This window comes from Oryzihumus sp., assembly GCF_054325275.1.
Window position 1 is genome coordinate 44,891 of record NZ_JBTCWL010000002.1, and the last position, 24,314, is coordinate 69,204.

General features: G+C 73.5%; 26 protein-coding genes. 17 read left to right on the plus strand and 9 right to left on the minus strand.

Annotation, left to right across the window (positions count from 1 at the left end):
• Positions 1 to 474: a pyridoxamine 5'-phosphate oxidase family protein gene (locus ACXVGS_RS00705; protein ID WP_458528712.1), complete on the plus strand. Its 474-nt coding sequence runs from the start codon at positions 1 to 3 to the stop codon at positions 472 to 474.
• A 46-nt stretch (positions 475 to 520) separates the two neighbouring features.
• On the opposite strand, the gene ACXVGS_RS00710 is transcribed toward ACXVGS_RS00705, so the two are convergent.
• Together ACXVGS_RS00710 and ACXVGS_RS00715 are read right to left on the minus strand one after the other, a co-directional pair.
• Positions 521 to 949, minus strand: a complete 429-nt coding sequence (locus tag ACXVGS_RS00710; RefSeq protein ID WP_458531127.1) for a hypothetical protein — start codon at positions 947 to 949, stop codon at positions 521 to 523.
• A 181-nt stretch (positions 950 to 1,130) separates the two neighbouring features.
• A complete protein-coding gene (locus tag ACXVGS_RS00715; protein ID WP_141787961.1) occupies positions 1,131 to 1,325 on the minus strand; it encodes a DUF4177 domain-containing protein in 195 nt (64 codons plus the stop codon).
• Positions 1,326 to 1,503: 178 nt separating this feature from the next.
• Here ACXVGS_RS00715 and ACXVGS_RS00720 point away from each other — a divergent pair, with 178 nt between their 5' ends.
• Entirely contained in the window at positions 1,504 to 1,857 is a 354-nt protein-coding gene (locus tag ACXVGS_RS00720) for a hypothetical protein (protein WP_141787962.1), read from the plus strand.
• Positions 1,858 to 1,867: 10 nt separating this feature from the next.
• Here ACXVGS_RS00720 and ACXVGS_RS00725 read toward each other — a convergent pair whose 3' ends face one another.
• Positions 1,868 to 3,043: an NAD(P)/FAD-dependent oxidoreductase gene (locus ACXVGS_RS00725; RefSeq protein ID WP_458533042.1), complete on the minus strand. Its 1,176-nt coding sequence runs from the start codon at positions 3,041 to 3,043 to the stop codon at positions 1,868 to 1,870.
• Positions 3,044 to 3,174: 131 nt separating this feature from the next.
• Between ACXVGS_RS00725 and ACXVGS_RS00730 the strand changes: the two genes are divergently transcribed.
• Positions 3,175 to 4,101 carry a hypothetical protein gene (locus ACXVGS_RS00730; protein WP_458528708.1) on the plus strand — a complete coding sequence of 309 codons (927 nt, stop codon included), beginning with the start codon at positions 3,175 to 3,177 and terminating at the stop codon, positions 4,099 to 4,101.
• A 27-nt stretch (positions 4,102 to 4,128) separates the two neighbouring features.
• Complete coding sequence (locus tag ACXVGS_RS00735; protein ID WP_458531129.1) at positions 4,129 to 4,626, plus strand: RDD family protein; 498 nt, start codon at positions 4,129 to 4,131, stop codon at positions 4,624 to 4,626.
• Between the two features lies 1 nt (position 4,627).
• Here ACXVGS_RS00735 and ACXVGS_RS00740 read toward each other — a convergent pair whose 3' ends face one another.
• Positions 4,628 to 5,419, minus strand: coding sequence for an MBL fold metallo-hydrolase (locus tag ACXVGS_RS00740; RefSeq protein ID WP_458531130.1), 792 nt, complete (start codon positions 5,417 to 5,419; stop codon positions 4,628 to 4,630).
• 151 nt (positions 5,420 to 5,570) lie between these two features.
• Here ACXVGS_RS00740 and ACXVGS_RS00745 point away from each other — a divergent pair, with 151 nt between their 5' ends.
• The 3 genes from ACXVGS_RS00745 to ACXVGS_RS00755 are packed head-to-tail and all read left to right on the plus strand — an operon-like array spanning position 5,571 to position 8,901.
• Positions 5,571 to 7,442 (plus strand): glycoside hydrolase family 15 protein, encoded by a 1,872-nt coding sequence (locus tag ACXVGS_RS00745; protein ID WP_458536521.1) that lies wholly within the window; start codon positions 5,571 to 5,573, stop codon positions 7,440 to 7,442.
• A 24-nt stretch (positions 7,443 to 7,466) separates the two neighbouring features.
• Positions 7,467 to 8,252: an HdeD family acid-resistance protein gene (locus ACXVGS_RS00750; protein WP_458533041.1), complete on the plus strand. Its 786-nt coding sequence runs from the start codon at positions 7,467 to 7,469 to the stop codon at positions 8,250 to 8,252.
• Positions 8,253 to 8,259: 7 nt separating this feature from the next.
• Positions 8,260 to 8,901, plus strand: a complete 642-nt coding sequence (locus tag ACXVGS_RS00755; protein WP_458531132.1) for a potassium channel family protein — start codon at positions 8,260 to 8,262, stop codon at positions 8,899 to 8,901.
• A 111-nt stretch (positions 8,902 to 9,012) separates the two neighbouring features.
• Here the strand turns inward: ACXVGS_RS00755 and ACXVGS_RS00760 are convergent, their stop codons facing one another.
• A complete protein-coding gene (locus ACXVGS_RS00760; RefSeq protein ID WP_141787968.1) occupies positions 9,013 to 9,546 on the minus strand; it encodes a DUF1269 domain-containing protein in 534 nt (177 codons plus the stop codon).
• 183 nt (positions 9,547 to 9,729) lie between these two features.
• Here ACXVGS_RS00760 and ACXVGS_RS00765 point away from each other — a divergent pair, with 183 nt between their 5' ends.
• Positions 9,730 to 10,143: a DUF7144 family membrane protein gene (locus ACXVGS_RS00765; protein WP_458528702.1), complete on the plus strand. Its 414-nt coding sequence runs from the start codon at positions 9,730 to 9,732 to the stop codon at positions 10,141 to 10,143.
• A 179-nt stretch (positions 10,144 to 10,322) separates the two neighbouring features.
• Positions 10,323 to 10,751, plus strand: coding sequence for a DUF7144 family membrane protein (locus tag ACXVGS_RS00770; RefSeq protein ID WP_221632464.1), 429 nt, complete (start codon positions 10,323 to 10,325; stop codon positions 10,749 to 10,751).
• 79 nt (positions 10,752 to 10,830) lie between these two features.
• On the opposite strand, the gene ACXVGS_RS00775 is transcribed toward ACXVGS_RS00770, so the two are convergent.
• Positions 10,831 to 11,058 (minus strand): hypothetical protein, encoded by a 228-nt coding sequence (locus ACXVGS_RS00775; protein ID WP_458528701.1) that lies wholly within the window; start codon positions 11,056 to 11,058, stop codon positions 10,831 to 10,833.
• A gap of 181 nt (positions 11,059 to 11,239) precedes the next feature.
• Between ACXVGS_RS00775 and ACXVGS_RS00780 the strand changes: the two genes are divergently transcribed.
• Both ACXVGS_RS00780 and ACXVGS_RS00785 read left to right on the plus strand, forming a co-directional pair.
• Complete coding sequence (locus ACXVGS_RS00780) at positions 11,240 to 13,450, plus strand: alkaline phosphatase family protein (RefSeq protein WP_458534138.1); 2,211 nt, start codon at positions 11,240 to 11,242, stop codon at positions 13,448 to 13,450.
• A gap of 114 nt (positions 13,451 to 13,564) precedes the next feature.
• Positions 13,565 to 14,944: a hypothetical protein gene (locus ACXVGS_RS00785; RefSeq protein WP_458536522.1), complete on the plus strand. Its 1,380-nt coding sequence runs from the start codon at positions 13,565 to 13,567 to the stop codon at positions 14,942 to 14,944.
• Positions 14,945 to 15,054: 110 nt separating this feature from the next.
• On the opposite strand, the gene ACXVGS_RS00790 is transcribed toward ACXVGS_RS00785, so the two are convergent.
• Positions 15,055 to 15,459 carry a hypothetical protein gene (locus ACXVGS_RS00790; protein ID WP_458529587.1) on the minus strand — a complete coding sequence of 135 codons (405 nt, stop codon included), beginning with the start codon at positions 15,457 to 15,459 and terminating at the stop codon, positions 15,055 to 15,057.
• 132 nt (positions 15,460 to 15,591) lie between these two features.
• Between ACXVGS_RS00790 and ACXVGS_RS00795 the strand changes: the two genes are divergently transcribed.
• Positions 15,592 to 18,369: a LuxR C-terminal-related transcriptional regulator gene (locus ACXVGS_RS00795; RefSeq protein WP_458536523.1), complete on the plus strand. Its 2,778-nt coding sequence runs from the start codon at positions 15,592 to 15,594 to the stop codon at positions 18,367 to 18,369.
• 63 nt (positions 18,370 to 18,432) lie between these two features.
• Here ACXVGS_RS00795 and ACXVGS_RS00800 read toward each other — a convergent pair whose 3' ends face one another.
• Complete coding sequence (locus ACXVGS_RS00800) at positions 18,433 to 20,037, minus strand: DUF2252 domain-containing protein (protein WP_458529585.1); 1,605 nt, start codon at positions 20,035 to 20,037, stop codon at positions 18,433 to 18,435.
• Here ACXVGS_RS00800 and ACXVGS_RS00805 point away from each other — a divergent pair.
• From ACXVGS_RS00805 to ACXVGS_RS00815, 3 genes are all read left to right on the plus strand, one after another.
• The gene (locus ACXVGS_RS00805) at positions 20,036 to 20,470 is read left to right on the plus strand and encodes a DUF6325 family protein (protein ID WP_458529584.1); all 435 of its coding nucleotides are present in this window, start codon (positions 20,036 to 20,038) and stop codon (positions 20,468 to 20,470) included. The genes ACXVGS_RS00800 and ACXVGS_RS00805 overlap by 2 nt on opposite strands.
• Position 20,471: 1 nt before the next feature.
• Positions 20,472 to 20,837 (plus strand): SHOCT domain-containing protein, encoded by a 366-nt coding sequence (locus tag ACXVGS_RS00810; RefSeq protein ID WP_458529583.1) that lies wholly within the window; start codon positions 20,472 to 20,474, stop codon positions 20,835 to 20,837.
• A 137-nt stretch (positions 20,838 to 20,974) separates the two neighbouring features.
• Positions 20,975 to 21,874 carry a hypothetical protein gene (locus ACXVGS_RS00815; protein ID WP_458536524.1) on the plus strand — a complete coding sequence of 300 codons (900 nt, stop codon included), beginning with the start codon at positions 20,975 to 20,977 and terminating at the stop codon, positions 21,872 to 21,874.
• 10 nt (positions 21,875 to 21,884) lie between these two features.
• Here ACXVGS_RS00815 and ACXVGS_RS00820 read toward each other — a convergent pair whose 3' ends face one another.
• Positions 21,885 to 22,757: an alpha/beta fold hydrolase gene (locus ACXVGS_RS00820; RefSeq protein WP_458529581.1), complete on the minus strand. Its 873-nt coding sequence runs from the start codon at positions 22,755 to 22,757 to the stop codon at positions 21,885 to 21,887.
• Positions 22,758 to 22,898: 141 nt separating this feature from the next.
• On the opposite strand from ACXVGS_RS00820, the gene ACXVGS_RS00825 reads away from it, so the two are divergent.
• Positions 22,899 to 23,879 carry a serine/threonine-protein kinase gene (locus tag ACXVGS_RS00825; RefSeq protein WP_458529580.1) on the plus strand — a complete coding sequence of 327 codons (981 nt, stop codon included), beginning with the start codon at positions 22,899 to 22,901 and terminating at the stop codon, positions 23,877 to 23,879.
• A 104-nt stretch (positions 23,880 to 23,983) separates the two neighbouring features.
• Positions 23,984 to 24,307, plus strand: a complete 324-nt coding sequence (locus tag ACXVGS_RS00830) for a hypothetical protein (protein WP_458536525.1) — start codon at positions 23,984 to 23,986, stop codon at positions 24,305 to 24,307.
• Positions 24,308 to 24,314: the final 7 nt, after the last annotated feature.

Below are 24,314 nucleotides of genomic sequence, written 5' to 3' on the forward strand. Positions count from 1 at the left end.
ATGGGAACAGGTGACGCGGTGCCCGCCGTGGAGCTCAGCTCCTCGGAGTGTTGGGTCCTGTTGCGCGAGGCGGTTGTGGGCCGGATGGCCGTCATCGTCGACGAACACCCCGAGATCTTCCCGGTGAACCACATCGTCGACCGCGGCAGCCTGGTGTTCCGCACGGCGGCGGGGACCAAGCTGGCGGCCGCGGTCGGGCGCGTCGTGGCCTTCGAGGTCGACGGCTACGACCCGGTGACCGGCAACGCGTGGAGTGTCGTGGTCAAGGGTCGTGCGATCGAGGTGACCCGGCTCTACGAGGTGCTCGAGGCGGTGGAGCTGCCGCTGTTCCCGTGGCACAGCCTGCCCAAGCCGCGGTTCGTGCGGATCGACGCCGACAGCGTCACCGGACGGCGCTTCCGCGTCCAGGAGCTGGCGCGCACCCCCGGCCAGGCCGAGCCGAGCGACGCAGAGCTGCACGGCGAGCCCGAGTAGCCGGCGCTCGCGGGTCGGCCAGGTCAGCCCCCGGCGCGAGCCCGGGTCAGCGCCCGCTGGAGTGGAAGCCGAGGTAGCCGGTGCCCGAGGCGCCGTTCGAGGTCGCGGTGACGGTGATCTTCTGGCTGGCCTTGGGCCGGGTGACCACGATCTCGTCGGAGCAGGTGCCGTTCCTGGCGGTGACGCAGGGGTTGTTCCCGGACCGGAACGCGGCGTTGCTGGCGTTGTCGTTCCACTGCACTACGGCCCCGGCGACGGCCTTGCCGCTGCTGTTGGTCACCTTCGCGGTGAACGTCTGCGTGCCGTCGGGCAGGTAGTTGAAGCAGGAGTTGGGGGCCAGCTGCCGTTCGGGCTGGTTCGCGGGCACGGTGCAGGTCACCTTGACCTTGTATCCCCCGGCGGCCTCGGCCGGGCCGGCAAGCGCGGCGGTGGCCCCGGTCAGGGCGAGCGAGGCGAGGAGGGGCATGGCTCTCATGGACGCACCGTAGGGGCGCCGGGTGAGGCCGCCGTCGTCCTCGCGGACGGTCCCGGGCACGCTCTCTGGTGGAGCGGCCGGGGCGAGCCGGGGTGACGCCGGAGGGGGGCCCGCAGCGGCAGGCGACCCGGAGGCGGCCAGGCCTGGAGGCGGGAGGCGCGGGCTCGGTATACCGGGCCGGTCAGGGGCGCTCGAAGGTCACCAGGACGCCCTCCACGCCACCGGGGCCCACCCGTCCCTTGACCTCCACCGCGGTGATGTCGCGCAGCGTCCACCCCTGCGCGCCGTGCTCATTGAGCACCTTCTCCAGCTTGGCCCCCGACATCTTGCTGCCCATGAGCCCCTCGCGGAGCTCGACGACCTTGTACTGCGGCATGGCTGCTCCTCCTGGTCGGTGTCTCCGCATGGTGCCGCAGCGTCGTCCCGCCGGGAACCCGCCGACGGCCGGGGGTGGGGGCGCTGCGCCGGGCGGGTTCGGGTCGGCCACGGCGGGTGGCTACCGTTGGCCGCACGCGGTCGGCCGGCCGCGCGGACGCCCGAGGAGGACACGGCTGGTGCAGCTGGACTTCGCGTGGAGTGCCCAGGGCTCGCTCCTGGTCGACGCGACCCCCCGTGACGAGGTCATCATCAGCTTCGTCGGCTGGGACGTCGGCCCGGACCCCGACCGCGCCCGGGAGCTGCGCCGCCAGCTGGCCGCCGCCGTCGCCGGGGGTGCCCAGCGCAGCAGCGGCCCGCACGTCGTCGGGCGGGCCTGCGCGATCACGGTGCACGGCTCGACCGCCGAGATCGAGAACCTCGTCGAGCTCTTCCCGGTCGCGACGTACCCCGTGTCGACCCTGCTCGATGCCCTGGCCCAGCTCGAGGCCTGGCTGGTCGAGAACCTGCACCGCCGACCGGGCTACTGGTGAGCGGGCGCCCTCAGGCGGGGGCGTGGCGGCGCAGCCCGGTCGGCACCGAGGCGGAGTGGAGCGGCAGCGGCAGCGGGCGCCCCGGGAGCGCGACATGCCAGTAGAGCCAGCGGGCGGCGGCCCGGCCCAGCGTGCCGCTCCGGGCACCGGCAAGGCGGTCCATCACGGCGGTCAGGCCGTCGTCAGCCGGCCCGAGCGGCCGCGAGCGTGAGCGCCGGTCGAGGGACGCCGACGGTGCGTGGCCGGTGGCGTGGTCGGGCAGCGTGCGCCCCACCACCCGCGCGGTGAGCCAGGCTGTGCGGGTGGTCCGTGCCGTCGGCAGGTCCGTGGCGTCCCCGACGGCGTAGACGTTGGCGAACGCCCGGGACTGCAGCGTGTGCCGGTCGACGGGCACGTAGCCGAGCTCGTCCCCGAGCCCGGAGCGGGTCACCGCGCCGGCGCCCCGGTGCGGGGGCACGGTCACCAGCAGGTCGAAGGGCAGCTCCCGCCCGTCGTGCCCGACCAGCAGCTGACGGTCACCGTCGAGCCGCTCCACCCGGAAGCCGGACTCGACGACCACGCCGTGCCGGGCCAGCAGGCCGTCCGCCCCGGCGGAGGGCTCGGGCAGCGGGCTGGCGTGGACCAGCTCCACCCCGTCGCGCAGCCCCCGCCGGCGCAGCCACGCGTCCGCGAGCAGGGTGAGCTCCAACGCCGTGGACGGTGAGGTGACCGGCAGCTCGGCGAGGTGCACGACCAGGCGGCCCTGACGCAGCGTCGGCAGCACCTCGTGCAGTGCGGTGGCTCCCTCGAGGCTGCTGACGTCGACGACGCTGCGGTGCCAGTGCGGCCCGGCCATCCCCGGGACCAGGTCCGGGCGGGGGACTGCCCCGGTGGCGATGACGAGGTGGTCGTAGGCGATCCGGCGCCCGTCGGCGAGCAGCACCACCGAGGCGTCGGCGTCCACCTGGCGGGCCTCGTCGAGGACCAGGTCCACCCCGTCGGGCAGGAACGCGTGCCGGGAGCGGACGACCGCCGACGGGGGCCACGTCCCGAACGCCACCAGCGCGAAGCCGGGACGGTAGGCGTGCTGGTCGTCCCGGTCGATGACCGTGACCGCCCAGGTGGCGGGGTCGAGCCGGCGGCGCAGCCGGTGGGCGACCATCGTCCCGGCCGCGCCCGCGCCGATGACCACCACGTGCCGCCGCATGCCGCCCTCCTCGCTCGCCCGACCCCCACGCTAGGCAGCGCGGGCCTCACCCCGGATCACGCTGCGGGGATGAGGTGCCGGCGGGGGCGCCGACCTACCGTGGCGGCAGACCTACCGAGGACGTGGCGCGTATGGACGAGAACGAGTCGGGGACGGAGCGGGCGCGGGCACGCGCGCGGCTGCTCAACAGCGTGGTGGTGGGCGTACTACGGGCCGTGGCCGAGCAGGAGCACCGGGCGGCGGCCGACCCGTCGCCGCGGGTGACCGACGTCGCGGTGGGGCTGGGCGCGGCGGCGATGGACGGGTCCCGGCGCGTCACCACGGCAGTCGGCCTGGCGGTGCGTCCGGTCGCCGCGATGCTCGCGCCGCCCGCGGCGGTGCGGGAGCGGCCGGCCCGGTGGCTGCGGGATCTGGCCGAGAGGGGGCGGGCCGAGCGGGAGGCCACCGCCCTGAGGCTGGACGCCCTCGGCCGCCGGGTCGCCCCGCGCCTGGTCGACCAGGCGATGGGCTACGTGGACGTCACCGACCTGGTCAAGGACCACGTCGACCTCGACGCCCTGGTGGCCACGGTCGACCTCGACGCGGCCGTGGCCCGGGTGGACATGGACGCGATCCTCGACCGGGTGGACATCGACGAGATCGCCTCCCGGCTGGACCTGGGGCCGATCCTGGACCGGGTCGACGTCAACGCCATCGCGGCGAAGCTGGACCTGGGCCCGATCGTCGACAAGGTGGACATCGACGACATCGCCTCCCGGCTGGACCTCGACGCGGTCGTGTCGCGGCTGGACCTCGTCGCGCTCGCCGAGGTGGTCGCCGAGGGGCTGGACCTGCCGGCGATCATCCAGAGCTCCTCGGGGTCGATGGGCTCCGAGGCCCTGCGCGAGGTGCGCTGGCACGGCATCGGTGCCGACGAGCGGGTCGCCAACACCATCGACAAGATGCTGCGTCGCCAGGGCCGTGAACCCGGGGCCCCTGCGCAGGAGCCCACCGTCCCCGAGGAGCCGCCTGGCCCGGCACCGACCGGGCCGCCGGGCGGCCAGGAGAACGCGGGCTGACCAGGGCGCCCGATGAGGAGCCCCGAGGTGCCCGACCGTTCCGCCGCCGCGCGGATCCTCGTCCCCGCACCGGCCCGCGCCGCGCAGGGCCGCCGCGCCGGGGTGGTGACCCGGTGCACCGCCGCGGTCGTCGACCTGCTCGTCGCCTGCGTTGGCGTCGTGGGCCTGTATGCCGCGTGGGCGGCCGTGCTGTTCCTGTTGCGTCCCAGGGCTTTTCACTTCCCCGACCCTGGCCAGGGCTGGTTGCTGACGGCCCTGCTCTGCCTGCTCACGGCATACCTGGCGTTCGCGTGGATGACCTCCGGGCAGACCGTGGGGGACCGGTTGCTGGGGCTGCGGGTCGTCAACCGGCACGGTCAGCTGCCCGGTGCCGGCCTGGCCCTGGTGCGGGCGGTGCTGTGCGTGCTGTTCCCCATCCTGCTCTTCTGGGTGGCGGTGAGTCGCCAGAACCGCTCGGTGCAGGACCTGCTGCTGCGCACGTCGGTGGTCTACGACTGGACTGCCCAGGGGCCCGGCCGCCGCTGAGTCAGGCCACCCAGGTGCGTCCGGACCCGGGGGCCAGCACGCGCACGTGGGTCGCAGGGGAGCGGCGGTGCACCTCCCGGGCGAACTCCTGTGCGGGCGCCCGCCGCGTGGCGGCGGACGGGCGGTAGCCGAGCGGCCCGAAGCTGCCGTAGTGCATCGGCACCACGACGCGGGGGCGCAGCCGCGCCACCGCCTCCGCCGCGCGCACCGGGTCCAGGTGGCCGGGCCCGAGCCGGGGACCCCAGCCGCCGACCGGGACCAGCGCGAGGTCCAGGGGCGCGCCCAGGCCCTCCATCTGGGCGAACAGGTCGGTGTCGCCAGCGAAGTAGACCCGACGCCCGGGCGTCTCCAGCAGGTAGCCGACCGCACCGGCGCTCGGCCCCCACGGCTCCCGGCGGCCGCTGTGCCGTGCCGGTGTGGCCGTCACGGTGAGCTCGCCGGCCCGCCAGGACTGCCCGGCCGCCAGCGGCACCACGGCGTCGAACCCGTGTCGCCTCAGCAGGTCCGCGCCACCCGCGGGCACCACGACCGGGGTCGACGGACCCAGCAGCGCCAGGGACCTCAGGTCGCAGTGGTCGTGGTGCAGGTGCGAGACCACCACGGCGGTGGGCGTGCGTGAAGGCGGCAGGGGCGGGGGTGCGAGCCGGCGCAGGAACGTCACCCGCTGGCGCAGCAGCGGGTCGGTGAGCACGGTGGCGCCACCCAGGTCGAGCTCGAACGTGGCGTGCCCGAGGAAGCGCACCCCCGTGCCGTTCGTGGTCTCCACGGGGTGGTGCGCCTCCGTGCCCGCCATGGTGCCTCCCGCCGCCGAGCGCCCGCCTCCGGGCACCGTAGGCGCCCCGACCCGGGTGGGGGTTCATCCGGGACGGGTGAGGCCCGCGTCGGTGCACGGCTCACATGATGGCGGGGACCCGAGGCATCCCCGAAGAGGAATCGAGACCGTCATGCCCGAGCAGCCGGACTACCCCCGCATCGCCGACCACGGCCTGATCGGTGACCTGCAGACCAGTGCGCTGGTCGCCACCGACGGGTCGGTGGACTGGTTCTGCGCGCCACGCTTTGACTCGCCCAGCATCTTCGGAGCGCTGCTCGACGCCGAGAAGGGGGGCCGCTTCCGGATCCGCCCTGCAGGGACCGGGTACGAGACCAAGCAGATGTACTTCCCCGACACGGCCGTCCTGGTCACCCGTTTCCTCAGCGAAGAGGGCTTGGGTGAGGTCGCCGACTTCATGCCGATCAGCGGGCCTGTCGCCACCGACCGGCACCGGCTCGTGCGCATGATCCGCTGCGTCCGGGGGCACATGTCGTTCGAGATCGAGCTGTCACCACGGTTCGACTACGGGCGCGCCTCCCACACCGTCGAGCTGTCGGAGAACGGCGCCGTGTTCCGCAGCCACGGCGCGAACGTGGCGGTCCATGTCGTGCGCGAGCCCGAGGACGAGCGCCTCGGCCATGTGAGCGAGCACGAGGGCGACCTGACGATGAAGGTGGCGCTCCAGGCCGGGCAGACCCGCGGTGTCGTGCTGGAGACAGGTGCCCATGGGCCGGCCCAGCAGATCCCGGTCCACGAGATCAGGAGGCTCTTCGACGACACCGTCGCGTACTGGAAGTCGTGGGTGGCGCGCTCGACCTACACCGGGCGCTGGCGCGAGGAGGTCATCCGCTCGGCCGTCACGCTGAAGCTGATGACCTACGCGCCCACGGGTGGCCTCGTCGCCGCCCCCACCATGGGGCTGCCCGAGCAGGTCGGCGGCGAGCGCAACTGGGACTACCGCTACACGTGGGTGCGCGACGCGTCGTTCTCGGTGTTCTCCCTCCTGCGCCTGGGCTACACCGACGAGGCAACTGGCCTGGGGCGGTGGCTGGCGGACCGCGTGAGGGAGCACGTGGGCAGCGACACCGGACCTCTCAACATCATGTACCGCGTGGACGGTTCCTCGGACCTCAAGGAGGACGTGCTGGAGCACTGGTCGGGCTACCGGGGGTCCTTCCCCGCGCGGGTGGGCAACGATGCCGCGGGCCAGCTCCAGCTGGACATCTACGGCGAGGCCATGGACAGCATCTCCCTGGGCGACGAGCGGGGTCTGCAGGCCGGGCACGCCGGCTGGCTGGCCGTCAGCGAGATGCTCAACTGGCTGTGCGACAACTGGGACCAGCCCGAGGAGGGCATCTGGGAGACCCGAGGTGGGCGCAAGGACTTCACCTACGGCCGGCTGATGAGCTGGGTGGCCTTCGACCGCGGGCTGCGCCTGGCCTCCCGGCACGGGCGACCCGCTCCGGTGGAGCGCTGGCGAGAGGCGCGGGACGCGATCTACGCCCAGGTGATGGAGCGCGGGTGGAACCCCGAGCGGCAGGCCTTCGTGCAGCACTACGAGGACCGCGTCCTGGACTCCTCGCTGCTGCGGATGTCACGTGAGGGCTTCGTGGCGCCGAAGGACCCGATGTGGCTCTCGACCCTCGATGCGATGAGGGACGAGCTGGTCACCGACAGCCTCGTCTACCGCTACGACCCCAGCGCCTCCCCGGACGGCCTGCGCGGGTCCGAGGGCACCTTCTCGCTGTGCACGTTCAACTACGCCGACGCCCTGGCCCGGTCCGGCCGGGTCGAGGAGGCGCGGCTGGTGTTCGAGAAGATGCTCACCTACGCCAACCACGTCGGCCTGTACGCCGAGGAGATCGGGCTGTCCGGTGAGCAGCTGGGCAACTTCCCGCAGGCGTTCACCCACCTGTCCCTCATCGACGCGGCGATCACCCTCGACGAGGCGCTGGAGCGGGCCGCTGCCCAGGCCCCGGCCCCGGTCGCCGTGGGCACCTGAGCCGGACCCCGGGGAGGTGAGGAGATGACGCAGGCCGGCGCGGCGCAGGCCGGCGTGCCGCGGGAGGGCTCGGTGCTGCCCCAGGCGGCGCGCCAGGTCAGCCTGCTGTGGTGGGTGCCGCTGCTGTCCGGGCTGGTCAGCGTCCTCGTCGGCCTGCTCATCCTCGTCACCGACTGGGCGGTCAAGGGCCTGGTCGTGGTGGTCGGGCTGCTGTTCCTCATCCACGGCGTGGCGCTGGTGTTCAGCCCCGTCTTCGCCCGGGAGAGTCGCGGCGAGCAGGTCCTGGCCGGCATCCTCGAGGTGCTCGCCGGAGTCGTGCTGCTCGCCTGGCCGGCCCCGACCTTCCTCGTCCTGGCCGAGTTCGCCGGCATCTGGCTGGTCCTCGCCGGCGGCTTCCACCTGGTGACCTCGGTCGCCCGGCGGCACGCGTTGCCGGCGTGGGGCCTGGCGGCCGCGTTGGGCGCGGTCGAGCTCCTGCTCGGCCTGTGGGTGGTGCGACGCCCGGAGGTGACGCTCAGCCTCGTGGTCGTGGTGCTGGGGCTCTGGGCGGTCCTCACCGGGGTGCTGCAGTGCGTCCTCGCCTTCGAGGTGCGCCGCACGGTGCGCACCCTGGCCGGCGCAACCGCGGCCACCCCGGACGAGGTCGCCGCCCTGCGCGAACGCGTCGAGCGGCTGTATGCCGAGGGTCACCTCAGCGGGGAGCAGCACGCCACCCTGGTCGGGGCGCTGGAGACGTCAGGCTCGTCCTTGGGCAGTCCGCCACCGAGCACGCCCGCCCCGTCTCGGGCGACGTCCCAGCGGTTGGGCTGACGGCCGAGTGGCTGGGCCCCGACGGCGCCACCCCGTGGTCGGCACCATCGTGCGCTCGACCGCGTCGACGTTGGCCGTGCTCGGGCTCTACTTCGCCGCACCGCTCTCCCGCGGCGAGGTCGTCATCTCGCTCTGGCTGCTTGGCGGGCTCGTGCTGGTGGGCGTACTCCTGGTCTGGCAGGTGCGCAGCATCATGCGCTCGCCCTACCCGCGGCTCCGGGCAATCGAGGCGGTGTGCACCACGCTGCCGCTCTTCCTCGTCATCTGCGCAGCGGTCCACTTCCTGATCGAGGCCGCCCATCCCGGCAGCTACTCGCAGGACATGTCGCGGATGGACGCCATGTACTACGTGGTGACGGTGTTTGCCACCGTGGGCTTCGGCGACATCACCCCGGTGAGCGAGACGGCACGGGTCGTGACGACCCTGCAGATGGTCGGCGACCTCGTCTTCGTCGGTGTCATCGCCCGGGTGCTGCTCGGCGCGATCCAGGAGGGGCTCCGACGCCAGGGGCGCGATGCGCAGCCCTTCGAGGGGACGGACCAGGTGCCCCTTGGTGGCTCCGGCCTCAGCGCAGGCGGTTCCACCGAAGGCGGCTCCACAGGATCCAGCGGCGGCGAGGAACACCCGGACGTGTCCGGCCACGCGTGAGCCTCCCGGGGGGAGGCGCGCGACACGGGTTGAGGTGAGGAGGCACCCCCCACCCGGACACCCAACGGTGGCCGCGGCACTGCTGCCGCGGCCACCGGGGTGGGGTTGAGGTCAGGCGCTGGCAGTCGTCTGCGGCGTCGCGGCCGACGCTGCGGCCGCGCCCTGGCCGTGCAGGGCCTCCTGCAGCTCCTTCTCGGCGTCCTTGGACAGCGAGGACTTCAGGACCTTGCCGCCGAACGGCGCCATGGCCTCGACAGCCTTGTCCGGCGTCGCGTGCTCGATCACCAGGAACAGCGCTGACGTCCCCGGCTGCACCATGTCCTTGACCTGCTTCTCGAACTCCTTGTCGATGCCGACCTTTTCGACCTTGCCCATGAGGGCGCCGAGGCCCGCACCGAGGGCCATGCCGAGGAACGGGACGAAGAACAGCATCCCGAACAGCAGGCCCCAGAACATGCCCCACGTCGTCCCGCCCGCGACGGGGTTGTGGTTGGTGGTGACGTGGTACTTGCCCTGCTTGTCCCGACGGATCACGGCGATGGCGTCCGGCTGGATGATCAGCTCCTTGGCCAGCTCCTCGGCCTTGTCGCCCGCGGCCGTTGCGGTCGTCTCGTCGGGGTACCCGATGGCGATCAGCGTGCTCATGTTGCTCCCTTGACTGCGGCGACGAGACGGTCTCGCCCCTCGGGGTCCATGGCACCGTCCCCGGCCCGGGAGCCGCGTCATCCCCGGCGAGTGATCTGCCCCGGGCTCCGGTACGCCAGCGTGGAGGTGACGGCCTGTCCGTCCCGCGCGGCGCGTGCCGCCCGGCACTGGAAGGAGCAGGAGATGGCCCACGCGCATCCCGGCGTCACCCGGACCCCCACCAGGTGGGTCGGCTGGGTGGTGTTCGCCAGCTTCACGATGATCACGCTCGGCGCGATCGAGGTGATGATGGCGATGGTCGCCTTCTTCAACAAGGCCTACTACTCCGTCGCGAGCTCGGCGCTCGCGCTGCACATCAACTACACCGGCTGGGGCATCATCCAGCTCGCCTTCGGGCTGCTGCTCATCGCCGCCGGCTACGGACTGCTCGCGGGGCAGACCTGGGCGCGTGCCGTGGCGATCGTGGTGGCGTTCCTCAGCGCGGTGGCCAACCTGGCATTCATCGCGGCCAACCCGTGGTGGGCGCTGACCGTCATCACCCTCGACGTCATCGTCATCTACGCCGTCTCGGTCCACGGCGCCGAGGCCCGGTTCTGACCTGCCCGACGCGCCCCGGTCCGATCATCCGCGCCGCATGATGTGGCGGTCCGGGTGCCGGGGCAAGCGTGGAGGTGCACACGGAGGACCCGTCCCGGGACCCGGTGAGCCGCAACAACCGGAGGATCGCGATGAGCGACATGTCGAACTTCTCGTCTGCGAGGAGCATGGAGGCGGGGATGCCTCAGCACGCGTCCTCGGCAGGCCCCATCTCCGAACATCCGCAGACCGCCTGGGTCGGCTGGGCGTACTTCGCCGGCATCATGATGATGATGGTCGGGGCGTTCCAGGTCATCGAGGCGCTGACCGCCCTGTTCAACCAGAACTACCTGCTGGTCTCGAGCAAGGGCCTCCTCGTCCACGTCAACATCGCCGCGTGGGGCTGGGTGCACCTCATCATCGGCGTCGTGTTGATCGCCGCCGGCTTCGCGGTGCTCGCCGGCAAGATGTGGGCCCGCATCATCGGCATGGCCCTGGCCGGCCTCAGCGCGATCGTGAACCTCGCCTACATCGCGGCCTACCCGCTGTGGTCGATCACGATCATCGCCCTGGACGTCCTGGTGATCTATGCCCTGGCTGTGCACGGCGGGGAGCTCAAGGAGTCCTGACCCCGGTCGGGTCCCCTTGAGGCACAACAGGTATGCCGCGTCGCCACCCGGCGGCGCGGCATACCTGCGCCGTCGTGGGTCAGGGGGTGGGGGAGGGGGAGTCCTCCAGCAGCTGGCGCACCTCGAGCAGCTCGACCCCGAGGGCGCGCAGGCGCTCCAGCAGGCCCAGCAGGGCGGCCTGGTCGGAGGGGGCGGTGCGGATCACCGTGCGGACCGGCTCCTCGGTCACCTCGGCCACGTCGAGGCCCTCGACGAGCTCCGGCGGTACCAGCCCGCTGACCCGGACCTCGTAAGTCCGTGGGTTCATGCCGTCCTCCCTGGCGCTCGACCGTCCCCGGAAGTCTCGGTCGGTGGCCGGCCCGGTGACGACCTCCCACGCGGATGAGCCGGACCCGCGCACAGGTGTCCCCGCAGGATGAGGCAGCCGGGCCCGGCGCGGGCCGATGCTGGAGCCGCTGCACCGCCGCACCGGAAGGCAGGGCCCCGGCATGGACGAGAACCAGGCCAGCACCGGGGGTGCGAGCTCCCGCGCACGGGTCGGCTGGCGGCTGCTGAGGGGACGGCGGCTGACTTCCTGGACCGAGGTCCGCCGCATGCTCGTGGGCCTGGTGATGGCCTGGGTGGTCCTGTCCCTGACCATCTGGGTGGTGCCGGGCCTGAACGCCTCGACGCGGTGGGACGTGCTCGTGGCCGCCGCCCTGCTCGGCGTGCTGACCGCGCTGCTGCGGCCGGTGGTGACCTCGTTCGCGCTCCTGCTCGGCTGGGTGGGGGTGCTGCTGGCGGGGCTGTTCGCCGAGGTGGGGCTGTTCGCCCTGGCGCTGGTGCTCAGCCCGGGCATCACCGTGTCGGGCTTCTGGCCGGCGTTCTGGGGCTCCTGGCTGTTCGCGTTGCTCACCACGACGGTCAGCTGGGTCGGATCGGCCGGAGACGACACCGCCTTCCTGTCGCACCTGCTCGGCCAGTCCCGGCGGGCCGCCGGGTCGGTGACCGCCACCTCGGTGCCCGGCGTGGTGTTCATCCAGCTCGACGGGCTGTCGGCGCCGTTGCTGCAGTGGGGGATCCGCAGCGGGGACCTGCCGACGATGACCCGGTGGGTGCGCACCGGCACGCACACGCTGACCGAGTGGCAGGCCCAGCTGCCGTCCACCACGCCGGCCAGCCAGGCCGGGCTGCTGCACGGCGCCAGCGCGCAGGTCCCGGCGTTCCGGTGGTACGAGAAGGAGCACGGCGCGCTGATGGTGGCCAGCAAGCCCAAGGACGCCCACGTGATCCAGCAGCGGCTCACCGACGGCCGGGGGCTGCTGGCCGACGGCGGCACCAGCATCTCCAACATCTTCACCGGTGACGCGCCGACCGCCCTGCTGACGATGAGCGCGGTGGGCGGGCAGGACACCCGCCGGGCAGCCCGGCGGCGCGGTCCCTCCCGGGGCTACGCGGCCTTCTTCATCAACCCCTACGGGCTGTGCCGGTCCCTCGTGCTCTCCGTCGCGGAGATGGTCAAGGAGAAGTTCCAGGCGCAGCGCCAGCGGCAGCGCGGGGTGGAGCCGCGGATCGACCGGCACGGCTCCTACGTGCTGCTGCGGGCCGTGACCAACGTGCTGCTGCGCGACCTCAACGCCGGGCTGATCGTGGAGCAGATGCTGGCGGGCACACCGGCGATCTACACCGACTTCACCGACTACGACGAGATCGCCCACCACGCGGGGCCCACCCGGCCGGAGTCGCTGGCCTCCCTCGCCGGGCTCGACCAGCTCCTCGGTGTGCTGGAGTCCGCGGTCGAGCACGCGCCGCGTCCCTACGCCTTCGTCGTGCTCTCCGACCACGGGCAGAGCCAGGGCGCCACCTTCCGCCAGCGGTACGGGCAGACCCTGGAGGAGCTGGTCCGGTCCCTGATGGGCACCTCCGGCGGCAGCGGCGGCCCGACCGTCACGGCCGCCACCGGGGTGGAGGAAACCGCCGGGCCGGCGAACACCTTCCTGTCCCAGGTGGGCAGCCAGGGTGGTGCCACCGGCCACGCCGTGCGCCGGGTCCTCCGGCACCGGTCCGTCGACGACGAGGTGCACCTCGAGGCCGGCGGCCACGACGGGTCGGGCGCCGCGGCGCCGGCCGCGCCGGCCGACGTCGTGGTCATCGCCTCGGGCAACCTGTCGATGGTGTGGTTCCCGGGTCACCCCGGGCGGATGACCCGCGAGGAGGTCGAGGCCGCGTGGCCCGGGCTGCTGCCGGCCCTGGTCGCCCACCCCGGGATCGGCTACGTGGTCGTGCAGACCCGGGCGCACGGGCTGGTCGCGCTGGGACCCGACGGCACGCGATACCTGGAGGAGGACCGGGTGGAGGGGCGCGACCCGCTGGCCCCGTTCGGGGAGGCGGCGCCGCGCGAGGTGCTGCGGCACGCCCGGCTCGAGCACGTCGGGGACCTGGTGCTCAACAGCGCGATGGACCCGGGCACGGGCGAGGTGGCCGCGTTCGAGGAGCTGGTCGGCAACCACGGCGGCCTCGGCGGATGGCAGACGCAGGCGGTGCTGCTGCACCCGGCCACCTGGCCGCTGCAGGACGCCCCGCTGCGCGGCGCCGACGCGGTCCACTACCAGCTGGTCCGCTGGCTGCGTGACCTCGGTCACCGGCGCGGCCTGGACGACGCGGAGGTCCCCGCCGCCGCGACCCCGGCCGGGTCACCCGCACCGAGTCACCCGCACTGAGCCATCGGCACCGAGTCATCGGGACCGAGTCATCCGCACTGAGGGAGGCGGGACCGGCCGCTGGAGGGCGACGCTCGGCGAGAGGGCAGGGCCTGCAACGACGGAGGGAACCGCGTGTCCGAACCCAGTGCACCGGCGGCTCGGCCGCCGCAGGAGCAGGACGTCGCGCAGCTCAACGCGCGCATCGCGTCGCTGGAGCGGGAACTGGCTGCGGCCCGGGCCACGCCGCCCGCGGACACCACCCGGGCTTCTCGGCCGGGACGGTGGCGCGCCTTCGTCGCCGGGCTGCTCATCGTGGTCGGCTCGCTGCTGGCGCCCCTGTCGGTGCTGGCCGTCTGGGCCAACCGGGAGGTCTCCGACACCAGCCGGTACGTCGAGACGGTGGCCCCGCTGGCTCACGACCCCGACGTGCAGGCCGCGGTGACCGACGCCGTGACCAGGCAGGTGTTCACTCACGTCGACGTGCCCTCGCTGACCTCGCAGCTGCTCGACGCCCTGCAGGCCCGAGGGGTCCCCCCGGAGCTGACCACCCGGCTGCACGCCCTGGAGGGGCCGATCAACAACGGCGTGCAGGGGTTCGTGCACGACCAGGTGGCCAAGGTCGTGGCCAGCCCCGCCTTCGCCCAGGCGTGGACGCAGGCCAACCGGGTCGCCCACGAGCAGATGGTCAACGTCCTGTCCGGCAAGCAGGGCGGGGCGGTGAGCTCCAAGAACGGGCAGGTCACGGTCAACCTCGGGCCGTTCGTCAACGAGGTGAAGAACCGGCTCGTCGCGCAGGGCTTCACCGTGGCCAGCAACATCCCGGCCGTCAACGCCTCATTCACCGTGTTCCAGTCCCAGGGCGTCACCAAGGCGCAGGGGATCTACAGCCTGCTCAACACGCTGGGCGTGTGGCTTCCCATCCTGGCGCTGGTGCTACTGGCGATCGGCATCTACGTCGCCGGCAACCACCGGCGCGCCACTCTGGCCTCCGGTCTGGGCGTGGCCGGCGGGATGCTCCTGCTCGGGCTGGGGCTGGCCATCGTCCGCCCGCTCTACCTCGACGCGGTGCCCAGCACGCTGCCCCACGACGCGGCCGCGGCGATCTTCGACACCGTCGTGCGGTTCCTGCGCACCTCGCTGCGCGCGGTGCTCGTGGCCGGCCTGGTGGTCGCCCTGGCGGCGTTCATGAGCGGCGGGTCGGTGACCGCGGTGTCCACCCGGCGGGCCCTGGTGCGCGGCATCGGGTGGCTGCGCGGCGGTGCCGAGTCCGCGGGCCTGCGCACCGGACGGTTCGGCCCGTGGGTCTGGGACCACAAGCGATGGCTGCGTGTGGCCACGGTGGCGGCCGGTGCGGTGGCGCTCATCTTCTGGACCCAGCCGACCGCCGGGGTGGTCGTGCTCCTGGCCGTGCTCGTGCTGCTCGTCCTGGCCGTCATCGAGTTCCTCGGCCGCCCACCGGGCCCGGCCGCGCCGCCCGGCGCCCACGCCGGGCCGCCACCGAGCCCGGCCTGACGCCCCGGACCTGGCCTGACGCCCCGGGCCCGTCCTGACGCCCCGGGCCCGTCCTGACGGCGCGGGCCCCAGCCCGCCGTGGTGCCCGACGCGGGCCGGGGGCGTCGCGGTCAGGCCGGTCCGCAGCAGGGGGCGACGCGGACGCTGAGCAGGTCCACGCCCTGCTCGGTCAGCAGCCGAAGCGCCGAGGCCAGCGTCCGCCCGGGCAGGCGCAGGCAGAGCACGCTGCTGCGCCGCGCGACGGCCACCGTGAGGTCGGCGAAAGCGGCCTGGAGCACGGGGCCGAGTGGTCCGCTGACCTCCAGCTCGCCGCGCCGGTCGTCCCGGTGCAGGCCGGCCAGCTCCAGGCCGAACCGCGACGCCCGCCCGATCGCCCGGGGCAACGCGGTGGCGTCGGTCCCGCGCGTGCCCAGCACCGTCGTGGCACCGACCTCCCCGACGACGGACTGCCCCAGCACCAGCTCCACCTGCTCGGGCAGCGGCCCCAGCACGGTGACGTCATACGACAGGACCATCGCAGGCCTCCATCCAGCACGGCCGGCCCGCCTCCTTGCGGACCTTGGCCCCTATCCCACGGTGGACCTCCGGCCTGAGGCTGTGATCGTCGTGCACGGATGATTTCGGGGGCCCTTTGGAGGCGATAGCTCGTGCCGGACCCGTCCAACACCACGCTGGCCCGCCCCCGGCCGCCCGGTGCCGGGGTGCCCGTCCGGGTCCCTGCTGCTGCCGACTTCCTCATGCTCACCACGATGTACTCCCCGCCCCGGTTGCCACGGCGTCCGGTGCTGCGCGAACGGCTGACGGCCCAGCTGACCGAGGCGGTGCGGGAGAGCCCGCTCACCCTGGTCAGCGCGCCGGCCGGCTCCGGCAAGACGACCCTGGCCGCCAGCTGGCTGGACCACCCCGGCGTCCCCTGGCGCGTGGTCTGGCTGACCCTGAGCGAGGCCACCGGTTCCCCGGAGGAGTTCTGGTTCTTCGTCATCGAGGCGCTCTCCCGTGCGGGTGTCGATCTGCCGCACACCGCGAGCCTGCCGGGCCTGCCGCAGGACTACGACGCCCTCGTCACCCAGCTGGCCACCGACCTGCTCAACCGCGCCGAGCCGGTGGTCCTCGTCCTGGACGAGGTCGAGCGGCTCAGCGACGCCCGGGTGCCGCACCAGCTCGACCTGCTGCTGCGCCTGGCCTCGGTGCGCATCCGGCTGGTGCTGCTCAGCCGGGTCGACCCACTGCTGCCGATGCAGCGCTACCGGCTGACCGGGATGATGAGCCAGATCCGCATGGCCGACCTCGCCTTCACCCGCGAGGAGGCCCGCGAGCTGCTCTCCGGCTCAGGCATCGACCTGACCGAGCCGATGGTGATGGCCCTGCACGACCGCACCAGGGGCTGGGCCGCGGGCCTGCAGCTCGCAGCGCTCGCCCGCGAGCACCGCCCCGACTCCGACCCGGAGGCCGGCGACTGGCTTCTCGGCGCCCAGGACGCCAACCTGGCGGAGTACCTCACCGGGGAGATCCTCGCCGGGCAGCCGCCGCACCTGCGTGACTTCCTGCTGCGCACGAGCATCATCGACCCGGTGTGCGCCGAGCTCGCCGAGGTGCTGACCGGGGACGTCGGGGCGGCGATGTCGCTGATGACCCTGTCCCACCAGAACATCCTCGTCGAGGCCGCGGGGGACCTGGCCGGCTGCTACCACGCGCACCCGCTCTTCCGGGAGCTGCTGCGCGCCCAGCTGGCCTACGAGTCACCAGAGCTGCTCCCCGGGCTGCACGAGCGGGCCGGGCGGTGGTTCGCCGACGCGGGCATCGTCGACCAGGCGCTCGCGCACCTGGCCGCGGCCGGCTGCTGGGAGGAGGTCGCCCACCTCGTCGTGCGCAAGGGGCTCGTGGGTGACCTGCTGCGCCCGTCCGTCGGATGGCCGCTCCAGCGGGTCGCCGGTATGCCGGCCGGCGCGCCGGGTGCGGAGGTCGCCGTGGTGCGTGCCGCCGCGGCGCTCGGCCGGGGCGACCTGCCGGCCTGCGACGACGCGCTCGGCGCAGCCACCGAGCAGGCCGGCGAGGACAGCCACCTCGCGGTGGCGCTGGCGACGACGCGGCTGGCCGCTGCCGCCTCCCATGCCGACGCCGAGGGGGCCAGCGCGTGGGCCGACCGGCTGGAGCAGGCCTGGGCCGCGGTTGCTGACGGCGAGGAGCCCGCCCCCATGCCGGCGGACCTGCGGGCGCGGCTGCTGTCCATCCGTGGCCTGACCCAGCTGCACAGCGGGGACCTGACCGCCGCCACGGCGACCCTGGGCCGAGCGGTCGGCGCGTGCGTCGAGGGCGGTCTGGGGGCCGACCACGTGGCCAACCTGGGTCGGCGTGCCCTCGCCGAGGCCGTGCTCGGGCACCTCAAGCACGCCCGGGAGCTGGTCGACACCACCGACCCGCTGCTCGAGGAGCAGTCCGTCACGGAGGAGGGAGGCGGCCCGGCGGCGCTGTCGGTGGCGGCCGCGTGGGTCCAGGTCGAAGCCGGTGCGGCCGAGGCGGCGCTGTCCCTGCTTCCCGCGTCCACGGACCGGGCCGAGCCGCTCGAACGCGTGGTGCTGCACGTGCTTGGCGTCGTGGTGCGGTCGCGGGCGCTGCGCGCGCTCCGCCGCCCGGAGGCGGTGCCCGACCTGCCTGACCTCGAGGATGTGCCGACCGGCTGGCTGGGGGACCTCCTCGCGCAGGAGCGGGTGGGCGCGCTGCTGGCGGCGGCCGACCCGGTGGCCGCGCAACGGGAGGCCGCGAGGGCATCGGCAGGCGTGCGTGGCGGGATGCTCCGCGCCAGGGCGGCGCTGGCCGTCGGCGACGGGTCGTCGGTGACCGGCCCGGACCCGGCCACCGTCGAGCAGGCCGACGAGCTGGCCGTCGACCTGCAGGTGGAGGCCTGGCTGGTGCAGGCGCAGGCCAGCGTGGCCGCGGGAAGCCGCGACCAGGCGGTGGCGGCGGTCCGGCGCGCGGTGCGGCGGGCGCGCTCCGAGGGCCTGCGCCGCCCGTTCCGCGAGGCCCCGCCCGAGGTGCGCCGGCTGTGGGCCGCCCAGGGGACGGTCGCCGACGCAGCCCGCTGGCTGGCGGAGGGCGCTGTCCCGGCCCGGCCCTCGGCGAACCGTCCCGCGGCGGCAGGTCCGGGGACGCCCCGGTCGGTGCCGGCCCGGGCCCCGGTGCCGGCGCAGCGGCGACGCCTTGCGAGCGGAGCGTCCGAGGAGCCGATCATCGTCGAGCCGCTGAGCGCGCGGGAGACCGAGGTCCTGCGTCACCTCGCCGACCTGCTGACGACCGAGGAGGTGGCCGAGGCCATGTTCGTCTCGGTCAACACGGTCAAGTCACACATCCGCAGCATCCTGCGCAAGCTGTCGGTGGCCCGGCGCAACGAGGCGATCCGCCGCGCCCGGGAGCTCAACGTCATCTGACCCCCGGGTCGTCATCTGACCCCTCGGGTCGCAGCGCCCGGGGGGCCAGATGGTCCGAAGGGGTCAGATCCCGCGGAGGGTCTTGATCCGCCCCGAACGCTCGGCTTCCTCCAGGGCGTGGAAGTCGGCCTCGTTCTGGTCGGCGTACGCCTCGGCGTAGTCGGCCACCGCCTGGGCGAACCGGTCGCTGCTGCCGAGGTAGGCGGCAATGGCGATCCGGTCCCCCGAGCGGGCATGGGCGCGGGCCAGGGTCCAGCCGCACATCTGGGCGTAGGCGCGCATCCCGGAGGGGACCATCCGCTCCACGTCGGCCGAGCCCTTGCCGTCACGCAGCTGGCGCACGTAGAAGTCACGGTTCTGCTCGTCGATGCCCACCACCGTCCCGGTCCCGAGGAAGATGTCAGACGAGGCCTGCATGAGGTGCTGGCCGGCGACGACGCGGTAGCCCTGGTTGCCGTAGGTCGGCCCGTCCAGGTACGGCTCCAGCACCGACTGCTGGGCCTCCTTGGCCTGGAGGAACAGGGGGTCGCGGTCGTCGCGGCCGAGCATGAGGATCACCCAGGCGCGGGTGCCGACGCTGCCCACCCCCACGACCTTGCGCGCGACCTGAACCATGCGGAACTGGTCTAGCAGGACGCGCCGGTCCGGGAGGAGGCTGTCGCGGTAGCCGGCGAGGACGACCCGCAGCGCGGCATACAGGTTGTCCGCAGGCTCCCCGGGGACGAGCTCCTCGATCGGCACCAGGACGGGCGGGTCACTGATGATCCGGCGCTGCCCGTCGACCATCGTGGTCAGCTTGCTGAACGCCTGCAGGCTGTCCTTGGTGCGCGCCTTGGCGACGTTCTCCTGGGCCCGTGCGAGCTGCTTGGCGCTGATCTGGTCGCTGTACTGCGTCATGAACAGGTCGACGTCCAGGCTGGCGTACCAGACCGCCAGGTTGGGCTGGCCGGCGAACTCGCGCATCGCGGTGCGGTAGGCCTCGGCGGCGTCGACACACACCTTGCGACGCTTCTTGGTGCTGAAGCCGTTGTCCCGGCCCGCGACCGCGAGGCTGGCCACGAGCCGCTTGACGTCCCACTCCCACGGGCCGGGATAGGTCTCGTCGAAGTCGTTGACGTCGAAGACCATCCGCCGCTCCGGCGATGCGTAGACGCCGAAGTTGGACAGGTGCGCGTCGCCGCAGGCCTGGACGTCGAAACCGGAGGCCGGCGTTCTCGCGAGGTCGGCCGCCATGACCAGCGCCGCGCCGCGGTAGAACGTGAACGGCGAGACCAGCATCCGGCCGTAGCGCACGGGCACCAGCTCGGGCACCCGGCTGCTGGCCTGCCCCTCCAGCAGGGTCACCGGGTCGAGCCGGCCCGACCCCGTGCCGGGGTCGGCGTGGCTCTCCAGGGGCACCCGCTTGCGCGCGTCCTTGCCGCGGGCGGAGCGGTCCGCCGGGCTCAGGTACTCCGGCGCGGCCTGCGCGGGCGGTCCCGGCGAGGGTGGCGCCGTCGGTGCCGGCGAGGGCGCAGTGGTGGTGGACACGGCAGGGGTGGGTGTGGTCGCGGTCATGCCCTCCAGCGTGTCGCTGCCGGCCCGGCGGCGGTTCATCCGCGGCGGGGGATTCAGCGCGCGGGCGGGGGCCGTGGAATGCAGGAACACGGCCAACGAAACGGAGTCAGCCATGGAAACCGGTCCCGTAGACCTGCTCATCGTGGAGTTCCCCGGCAACAACTTCCACGGGGAGATCGCCCCCGCCCTGCGCGAGCTCGTCGTCGACGGGATCGTGCGTGTCCTGGACCTGCTGTTCGTCTACAAGGACGAGAACGGCGAGGTCGGCTCGGTCGAGCTGGCGGGTCTCGGCCCGGAGCTCCAGCCCGCGTTCGCCGACCTCGACGGCCAGCTCGGTGGCGGGCTGCTCGACGCCGAGGACGTCGCCCAGGTCGGCGCAGCCCTGGACAACAACAGCTCGGCGGCCCTCATCGTCTGGGAGAACACGTGGGCCGAGCGGTTCGTCACGGCGATGCGCCGCGCCGACGCCCGCGTCGTCGACCAGGTCCGGATCCCCGCAGAGACCGTGTCCAAGGCGCTCGAGTCCTACCAGCAGCAGGCGGGCTGACATGGGCCTGATCCGTGGCGTGGCGCGCACCGCGGTCGTCGCGGGCACCGCCTCCGCCGTCGCCGGCCGGGTGCAGCGGCGTCAGCAGCGCAAGTGGGCGTCCCAGGACGCCGCCGCGGCGCCGCCGGACCAGCAGCAGGGGTATGCCGAGCAGCCGCCCCAGCAGCAGGGGTACGCCGCACCGCCGCCCCAGCAGCAGGGGTATGCCGAGCCGCCGCCTGCCGCACCGGCGCCAGCCCCCGAGGCCGCGGCGTCGGGCGGTACGGACCTGGTCGCGCAGCTGCAGCAGCTCGAGCAGCTGCACCAGCAGGGCGCCGTGAACGACGAGGAGTTCGCCGCGGCGAAGGCCAAGCTGCTCGGCGGGTGACCGGTGTGGCTGCGCCCGTCCCCGGCCAGCAGCCCGTCCCCGGCCAGCCGCCGGCGCCCGGGGAGCCGCCTACGCCCAGCGACGCCGTTCCTCCTGCTCCCGCCGTGGGTGCAGCGCCGGGGCCCGGCGGAGGGGCCGTGCCGACGACTCCCCGGCTGAGCACCCATGTGCCGCAACGGTTGCCGGCCCGTGCCCGGGCCCTGGTCGAACGCGTCGACCACGCGCTGGAGAGGGCGGAGGCCACCACGGCCGGGCGGGTGCGCCGACGGGCCCTGGAGATGGACCTGGTCCACCAGGCCATGGTCCTTGCGGCCCTGGCGATGATGCTGCTCATCCCGGCGCTGATCACCCTGTCGGCGCTCGTGCCGCTCGGCGACACCCACGGGGTCGCGACCACCGTCACCCGGCGGCTGGGCCTGAGCGCCCAGGCGGCCCACGACGTGCAGCTCCTGTTCGGCGGACCCGGGGTCAAGCGCACCAACACGAGCTACATCGGGGCGCTGGTGACGCTGGTGTCGGCATACACGTGGCCGGCAGCCCTGCAGAAGGGCTACGAGATCGCCTGGCAGCTGCCCGGCCGCGGGATGCGTGACCTGTGGCGTCCCCTCGTCTGGCTCGCCACGATGCTCGGGGCTGCCGTGCTGGTGGTGGTGCTCGGGGGCAGCTCGGAGCACGGCGTCAGCCGGGTGTGGCTGCTGCCCCTGGGCCTGACGCCGATCGTGTTCGCGTGGGCCTGGTGGACGCAGCACCTGCTGCTCGGCGGGAGGGTGGGGTGGCGGCCGCTGCTGACCGGCGCCGCGACGATCACCGTCGGCCTCTACGGCCTGCGCGCGTTCGCCGCGGTGTCGCTGTCGGACTCGATCACCTACAACTTCGACCGCTACGGCCCGATCGGCATCGTGTTCATGCTGCTGTCGTGGTTCATCGGCTTCAGCGTCGTCATGCTCGGCGGGGCGGTGGTCGGCCAGGAGTGGTGGTCGGCGCGCCAGCGCCGGCTGGAGGCCCGCCGGGCTGCGCGGGCGGACAAGGTGGACTAGCGGCCCCGCGTCACCCCTGCCCGTCCAGGACCTCGCGCAGCGCCGCCGCGAAGGCGTCGGGTTCACCCCTCATGCCGTGCTCGCCGCCGAGGAACCCGGCGTGGTGGCTGGGGAAGGCGACGGGTGGTGTCCCGAGCCGTTCGGCGACGGCCAGGGCGGCGCGGTGGGCCAGCTCGCCCTCGGACCCGGTGCCGGCGGCGACGACGACGCGGGTCGATGCTGAGCGGAGCGCGTCGAAGTCGTGCTGGTGGCGCAGGCAGGAGACCATGTTCTGCCCGACCAGGGGGTCGTCCCGGGTGCCGTCGTCTTCGCTCGGCAGCCCGAAGGAGGCCGGGTCGGGAGCGGGCCGGTCGGCGAAGTCGGCCGGGACCGGGCCCTGCAGGCCGACGAGGGTGATGAACTTGGCCATGGCCGGGCCGAGGCCGCTGCGCTCGTAGGTCTGGTGGATGTCCACGGCGGCGGCCAGGGCCTCCTCGCGGTCCGGTAGCACCTGCGCGGCCGGCGGCTCGTGGGCGACGAGGGTTCGGACCTGTTCGGGGTGCCGGGCCACGAGGACCAGCGCGTTGACGGCGCCTCCACTGGTGGCAAAGAGGTCCACCGGTCCCGAGCCCAGGGCCGAGAGGAGCCGGTGCAGGTCGTCGGCATGCTCCTCGGGCGTGGTCTCGGTGGCGTCGTCGGTGCGTCGGCTGCGCCCGGCCCCTCGCGGGTCGTAGGTCACGACGGTGCGGTCGGTGAAGTGGCCGGCCAGGGTGACGAACCCGGAGGCGGTCATCGGGGAGCCGATCAGCAGCAGGACCGGCGCGTTGCTGGAGTCGTTGCCGCGGACGTCGTAGTGCAGGAGGGCGCCGGGGGCGTCCAGGGTGTGGGTCGTCGGTTCGCTCATCATGGCTCCCTGAGAGTGGTGTCTCTCGTCCAACGCACGGCGAGCGTACTTCTCATCGGCGCCCGCGGGCAGCGGTGCCCGGTGCCCGCGTGGGACGCAGAAGGCGCTGGCCTGGATTACGCTACGTCCGAGGTCTCAGCCATGTCGTGGGACGTGCACCTCGTCTCGACGGAGGTGCGCACGGTCATGCAGCGCTTGCACAACGGGTTCCTCATGGGCGGGCGATACCTCCTGGGGGACCGGCTGGCCTCGGGCGGCATGGCGGACGTCTGGTCCGGCATGGACACCGTGCTGCAGCGGCGCGTCGCCGTGAAGGTGATGCGTCCAGACATCGGCCACGAGAAGCTCTTCGCCCTCCGCTTCCGGGACGAGGCCTTGAACTCGGCGCGGCTGCTGCACGCCAACATCGCCACCGTCTTCGACTACGGCGAGGAGGACGGCCTGGCCTACCTCGTCATGGAGCTCGTGGACGGCCATCCACTGTCCACGGTGCTGCGCGAGCGCGGGCCGCTTGCGCACACCGAGGTGCGCTCCGTCATGGGGCAGGCCGCCCTGGCCCTCGGCGTCGCCCACGAGGCGCGGGTCGTGCACCGCGACGTCAAGCCCGCCAACATCATGCTGCGCCCGGACGGGCTGGTGAAGCTCACGGACTTCGGCATCGCCAGGGCGCTGGACGCGTCCGGGCACACGCGGCAGGGCGAGCTCCTCGGCACACCGAACTACATCAGCCCCGAGCAGGTGATGGGCCAGCCGGCCAGCGGGGCCAGTGACCTCTACGCCCTCGGTGTGGTGGCGCACGAGATGCTCACCGGGCGCCGCCCGTTCGAGCGCGAGACCCCCCTCGCCATCGCCATGTGCCACGTCCAGGAGCCCCCGCCGCCCCTGCCGGCGGACGTGCCGGAGGACCTCGCCCTGGTGATCGAGGACTGCCTGGCCAAGGACCCGGCGCACCGGCCGCCGAACGCGCGTGCCGTCGCGCTGCGGCTCGGACTGGGGGACAACGAGACCATGGGCCTCGGCCTCGGCGTCGCATGGTACGTCGGTGCGACGCCGTCGGACAGCGACGCCGCCATCCCGCAGGCGGCCAGGAACATCGACACGGTAGCGCTGGACCAACCCTGACCCGTCACCCCGCGTGATCTCATAGGCCTCATGGGGGCCTGGCCGTAGGGGTGATCCACGCGGTCGTCCGCCGTCTGCGTGAGCCTTGGCGACTGATCACGGAGGTGCTCGGCGCGGGCGCCTGGCTCTGCGGCGCGGCATACCTCGCGTTGCTCGTCCTGATGGCGGTCGTGGGGGCTGGGGGCCGTCAGCAGGTCGTCCGGGCGGCTGACGGCACGACGATCATGGTCACCCAGGACGGCTTCGACGGCGACTTCGTGGGCATCTGGCGCCCCGCGTCGTCGGTCGTCTTCGTGCAGGAGCCGGTAGACGTCACCGTCGACCCGAGCAGCGGACCGTGCCGCCTCGACCGCGAGTCGGAGTCACAGGTGATGCTGACCTGCGGGGCCACGTCGCAGCCCCTGGCCATCGACGACCGACGCCCCTAGCGGGCGG

Excerpts from the sequence above, each read along its gene's own strand:
- ACXVGS_RS00705 (WP_458528712.1), top strand. The coding sequence starts at position 1 with ATGGGAACAGGTGACGCGGTGCCCGCCGTGGAGCTCAGCTCCTCGGAG.
- ACXVGS_RS00710 (WP_458531127.1), bottom strand. The coding sequence starts at position 949 with ATGAGAGCCATGCCCCTCCTCGCCTCGCTCGCCCTGACCGGGGCCACC.
- ACXVGS_RS00715 (WP_141787961.1), bottom strand. The coding sequence starts at position 1,325 with ATGCCGCAGTACAAGGTCGTCGAGCTCCGCGAGGGGCTCATGGGCAGC.
- ACXVGS_RS00725 (WP_458533042.1), bottom strand. The coding sequence starts at position 3,043 with ATGCGGCGGCACGTGGTGGTCATCGGCGCGGGCGCGGCCGGGACGATG.
- ACXVGS_RS00730 (WP_458528708.1), top strand. The coding sequence starts at position 3,175 with ATGGACGAGAACGAGTCGGGGACGGAGCGGGCGCGGGCACGCGCGCGG.
- ACXVGS_RS00740 (WP_458531130.1), bottom strand. The coding sequence starts at position 5,419 with ATGGCGGGCACGGAGGCGCACCACCCCGTGGAGACCACGAACGGCACG.
- ACXVGS_RS00745 (WP_458536521.1), top strand. The coding sequence starts at position 5,571 with ATGCCCGAGCAGCCGGACTACCCCCGCATCGCCGACCACGGCCTGATC.
- ACXVGS_RS00750 (WP_458533041.1), top strand. The coding sequence starts at position 7,467 with ATGACGCAGGCCGGCGCGGCGCAGGCCGGCGTGCCGCGGGAGGGCTCG.
- ACXVGS_RS00760 (WP_141787968.1), bottom strand. The coding sequence starts at position 9,546 with ATGAGCACGCTGATCGCCATCGGGTACCCCGACGAGACGACCGCAACG.
- ACXVGS_RS00765 (WP_458528702.1), top strand. The coding sequence starts at position 9,730 with ATGGCCCACGCGCATCCCGGCGTCACCCGGACCCCCACCAGGTGGGTC.
- ACXVGS_RS00770 (WP_221632464.1), top strand. The coding sequence starts at position 10,323 with ATGCCTCAGCACGCGTCCTCGGCAGGCCCCATCTCCGAACATCCGCAG.
- ACXVGS_RS00775 (WP_458528701.1), bottom strand. The coding sequence starts at position 11,058 with ATGAACCCACGGACTTACGAGGTCCGGGTCAGCGGGCTGGTACCGCCG.
- ACXVGS_RS00780 (WP_458534138.1), top strand. The coding sequence starts at position 11,240 with ATGGACGAGAACCAGGCCAGCACCGGGGGTGCGAGCTCCCGCGCACGG.
- ACXVGS_RS00790 (WP_458529587.1), bottom strand. The coding sequence starts at position 15,459 with ATGGTCCTGTCGTATGACGTCACCGTGCTGGGGCCGCTGCCCGAGCAG.
- ACXVGS_RS00805 (WP_458529584.1), top strand. The coding sequence starts at position 20,036 with ATGGAAACCGGTCCCGTAGACCTGCTCATCGTGGAGTTCCCCGGCAAC.
- ACXVGS_RS00800 (WP_458529585.1), bottom strand. The coding sequence starts at position 20,037 with ATGGCTGACTCCGTTTCGTTGGCCGTGTTCCTGCATTCCACGGCCCCC.
- ACXVGS_RS00810 (WP_458529583.1), top strand. The coding sequence starts at position 20,472 with ATGGGCCTGATCCGTGGCGTGGCGCGCACCGCGGTCGTCGCGGGCACC.
- ACXVGS_RS00820 (WP_458529581.1), bottom strand. The coding sequence starts at position 22,757 with ATGAGCGAACCGACGACCCACACCCTGGACGCCCCCGGCGCCCTCCTG.
- ACXVGS_RS00825 (WP_458529580.1), top strand. The coding sequence starts at position 22,899 with ATGTCGTGGGACGTGCACCTCGTCTCGACGGAGGTGCGCACGGTCATG.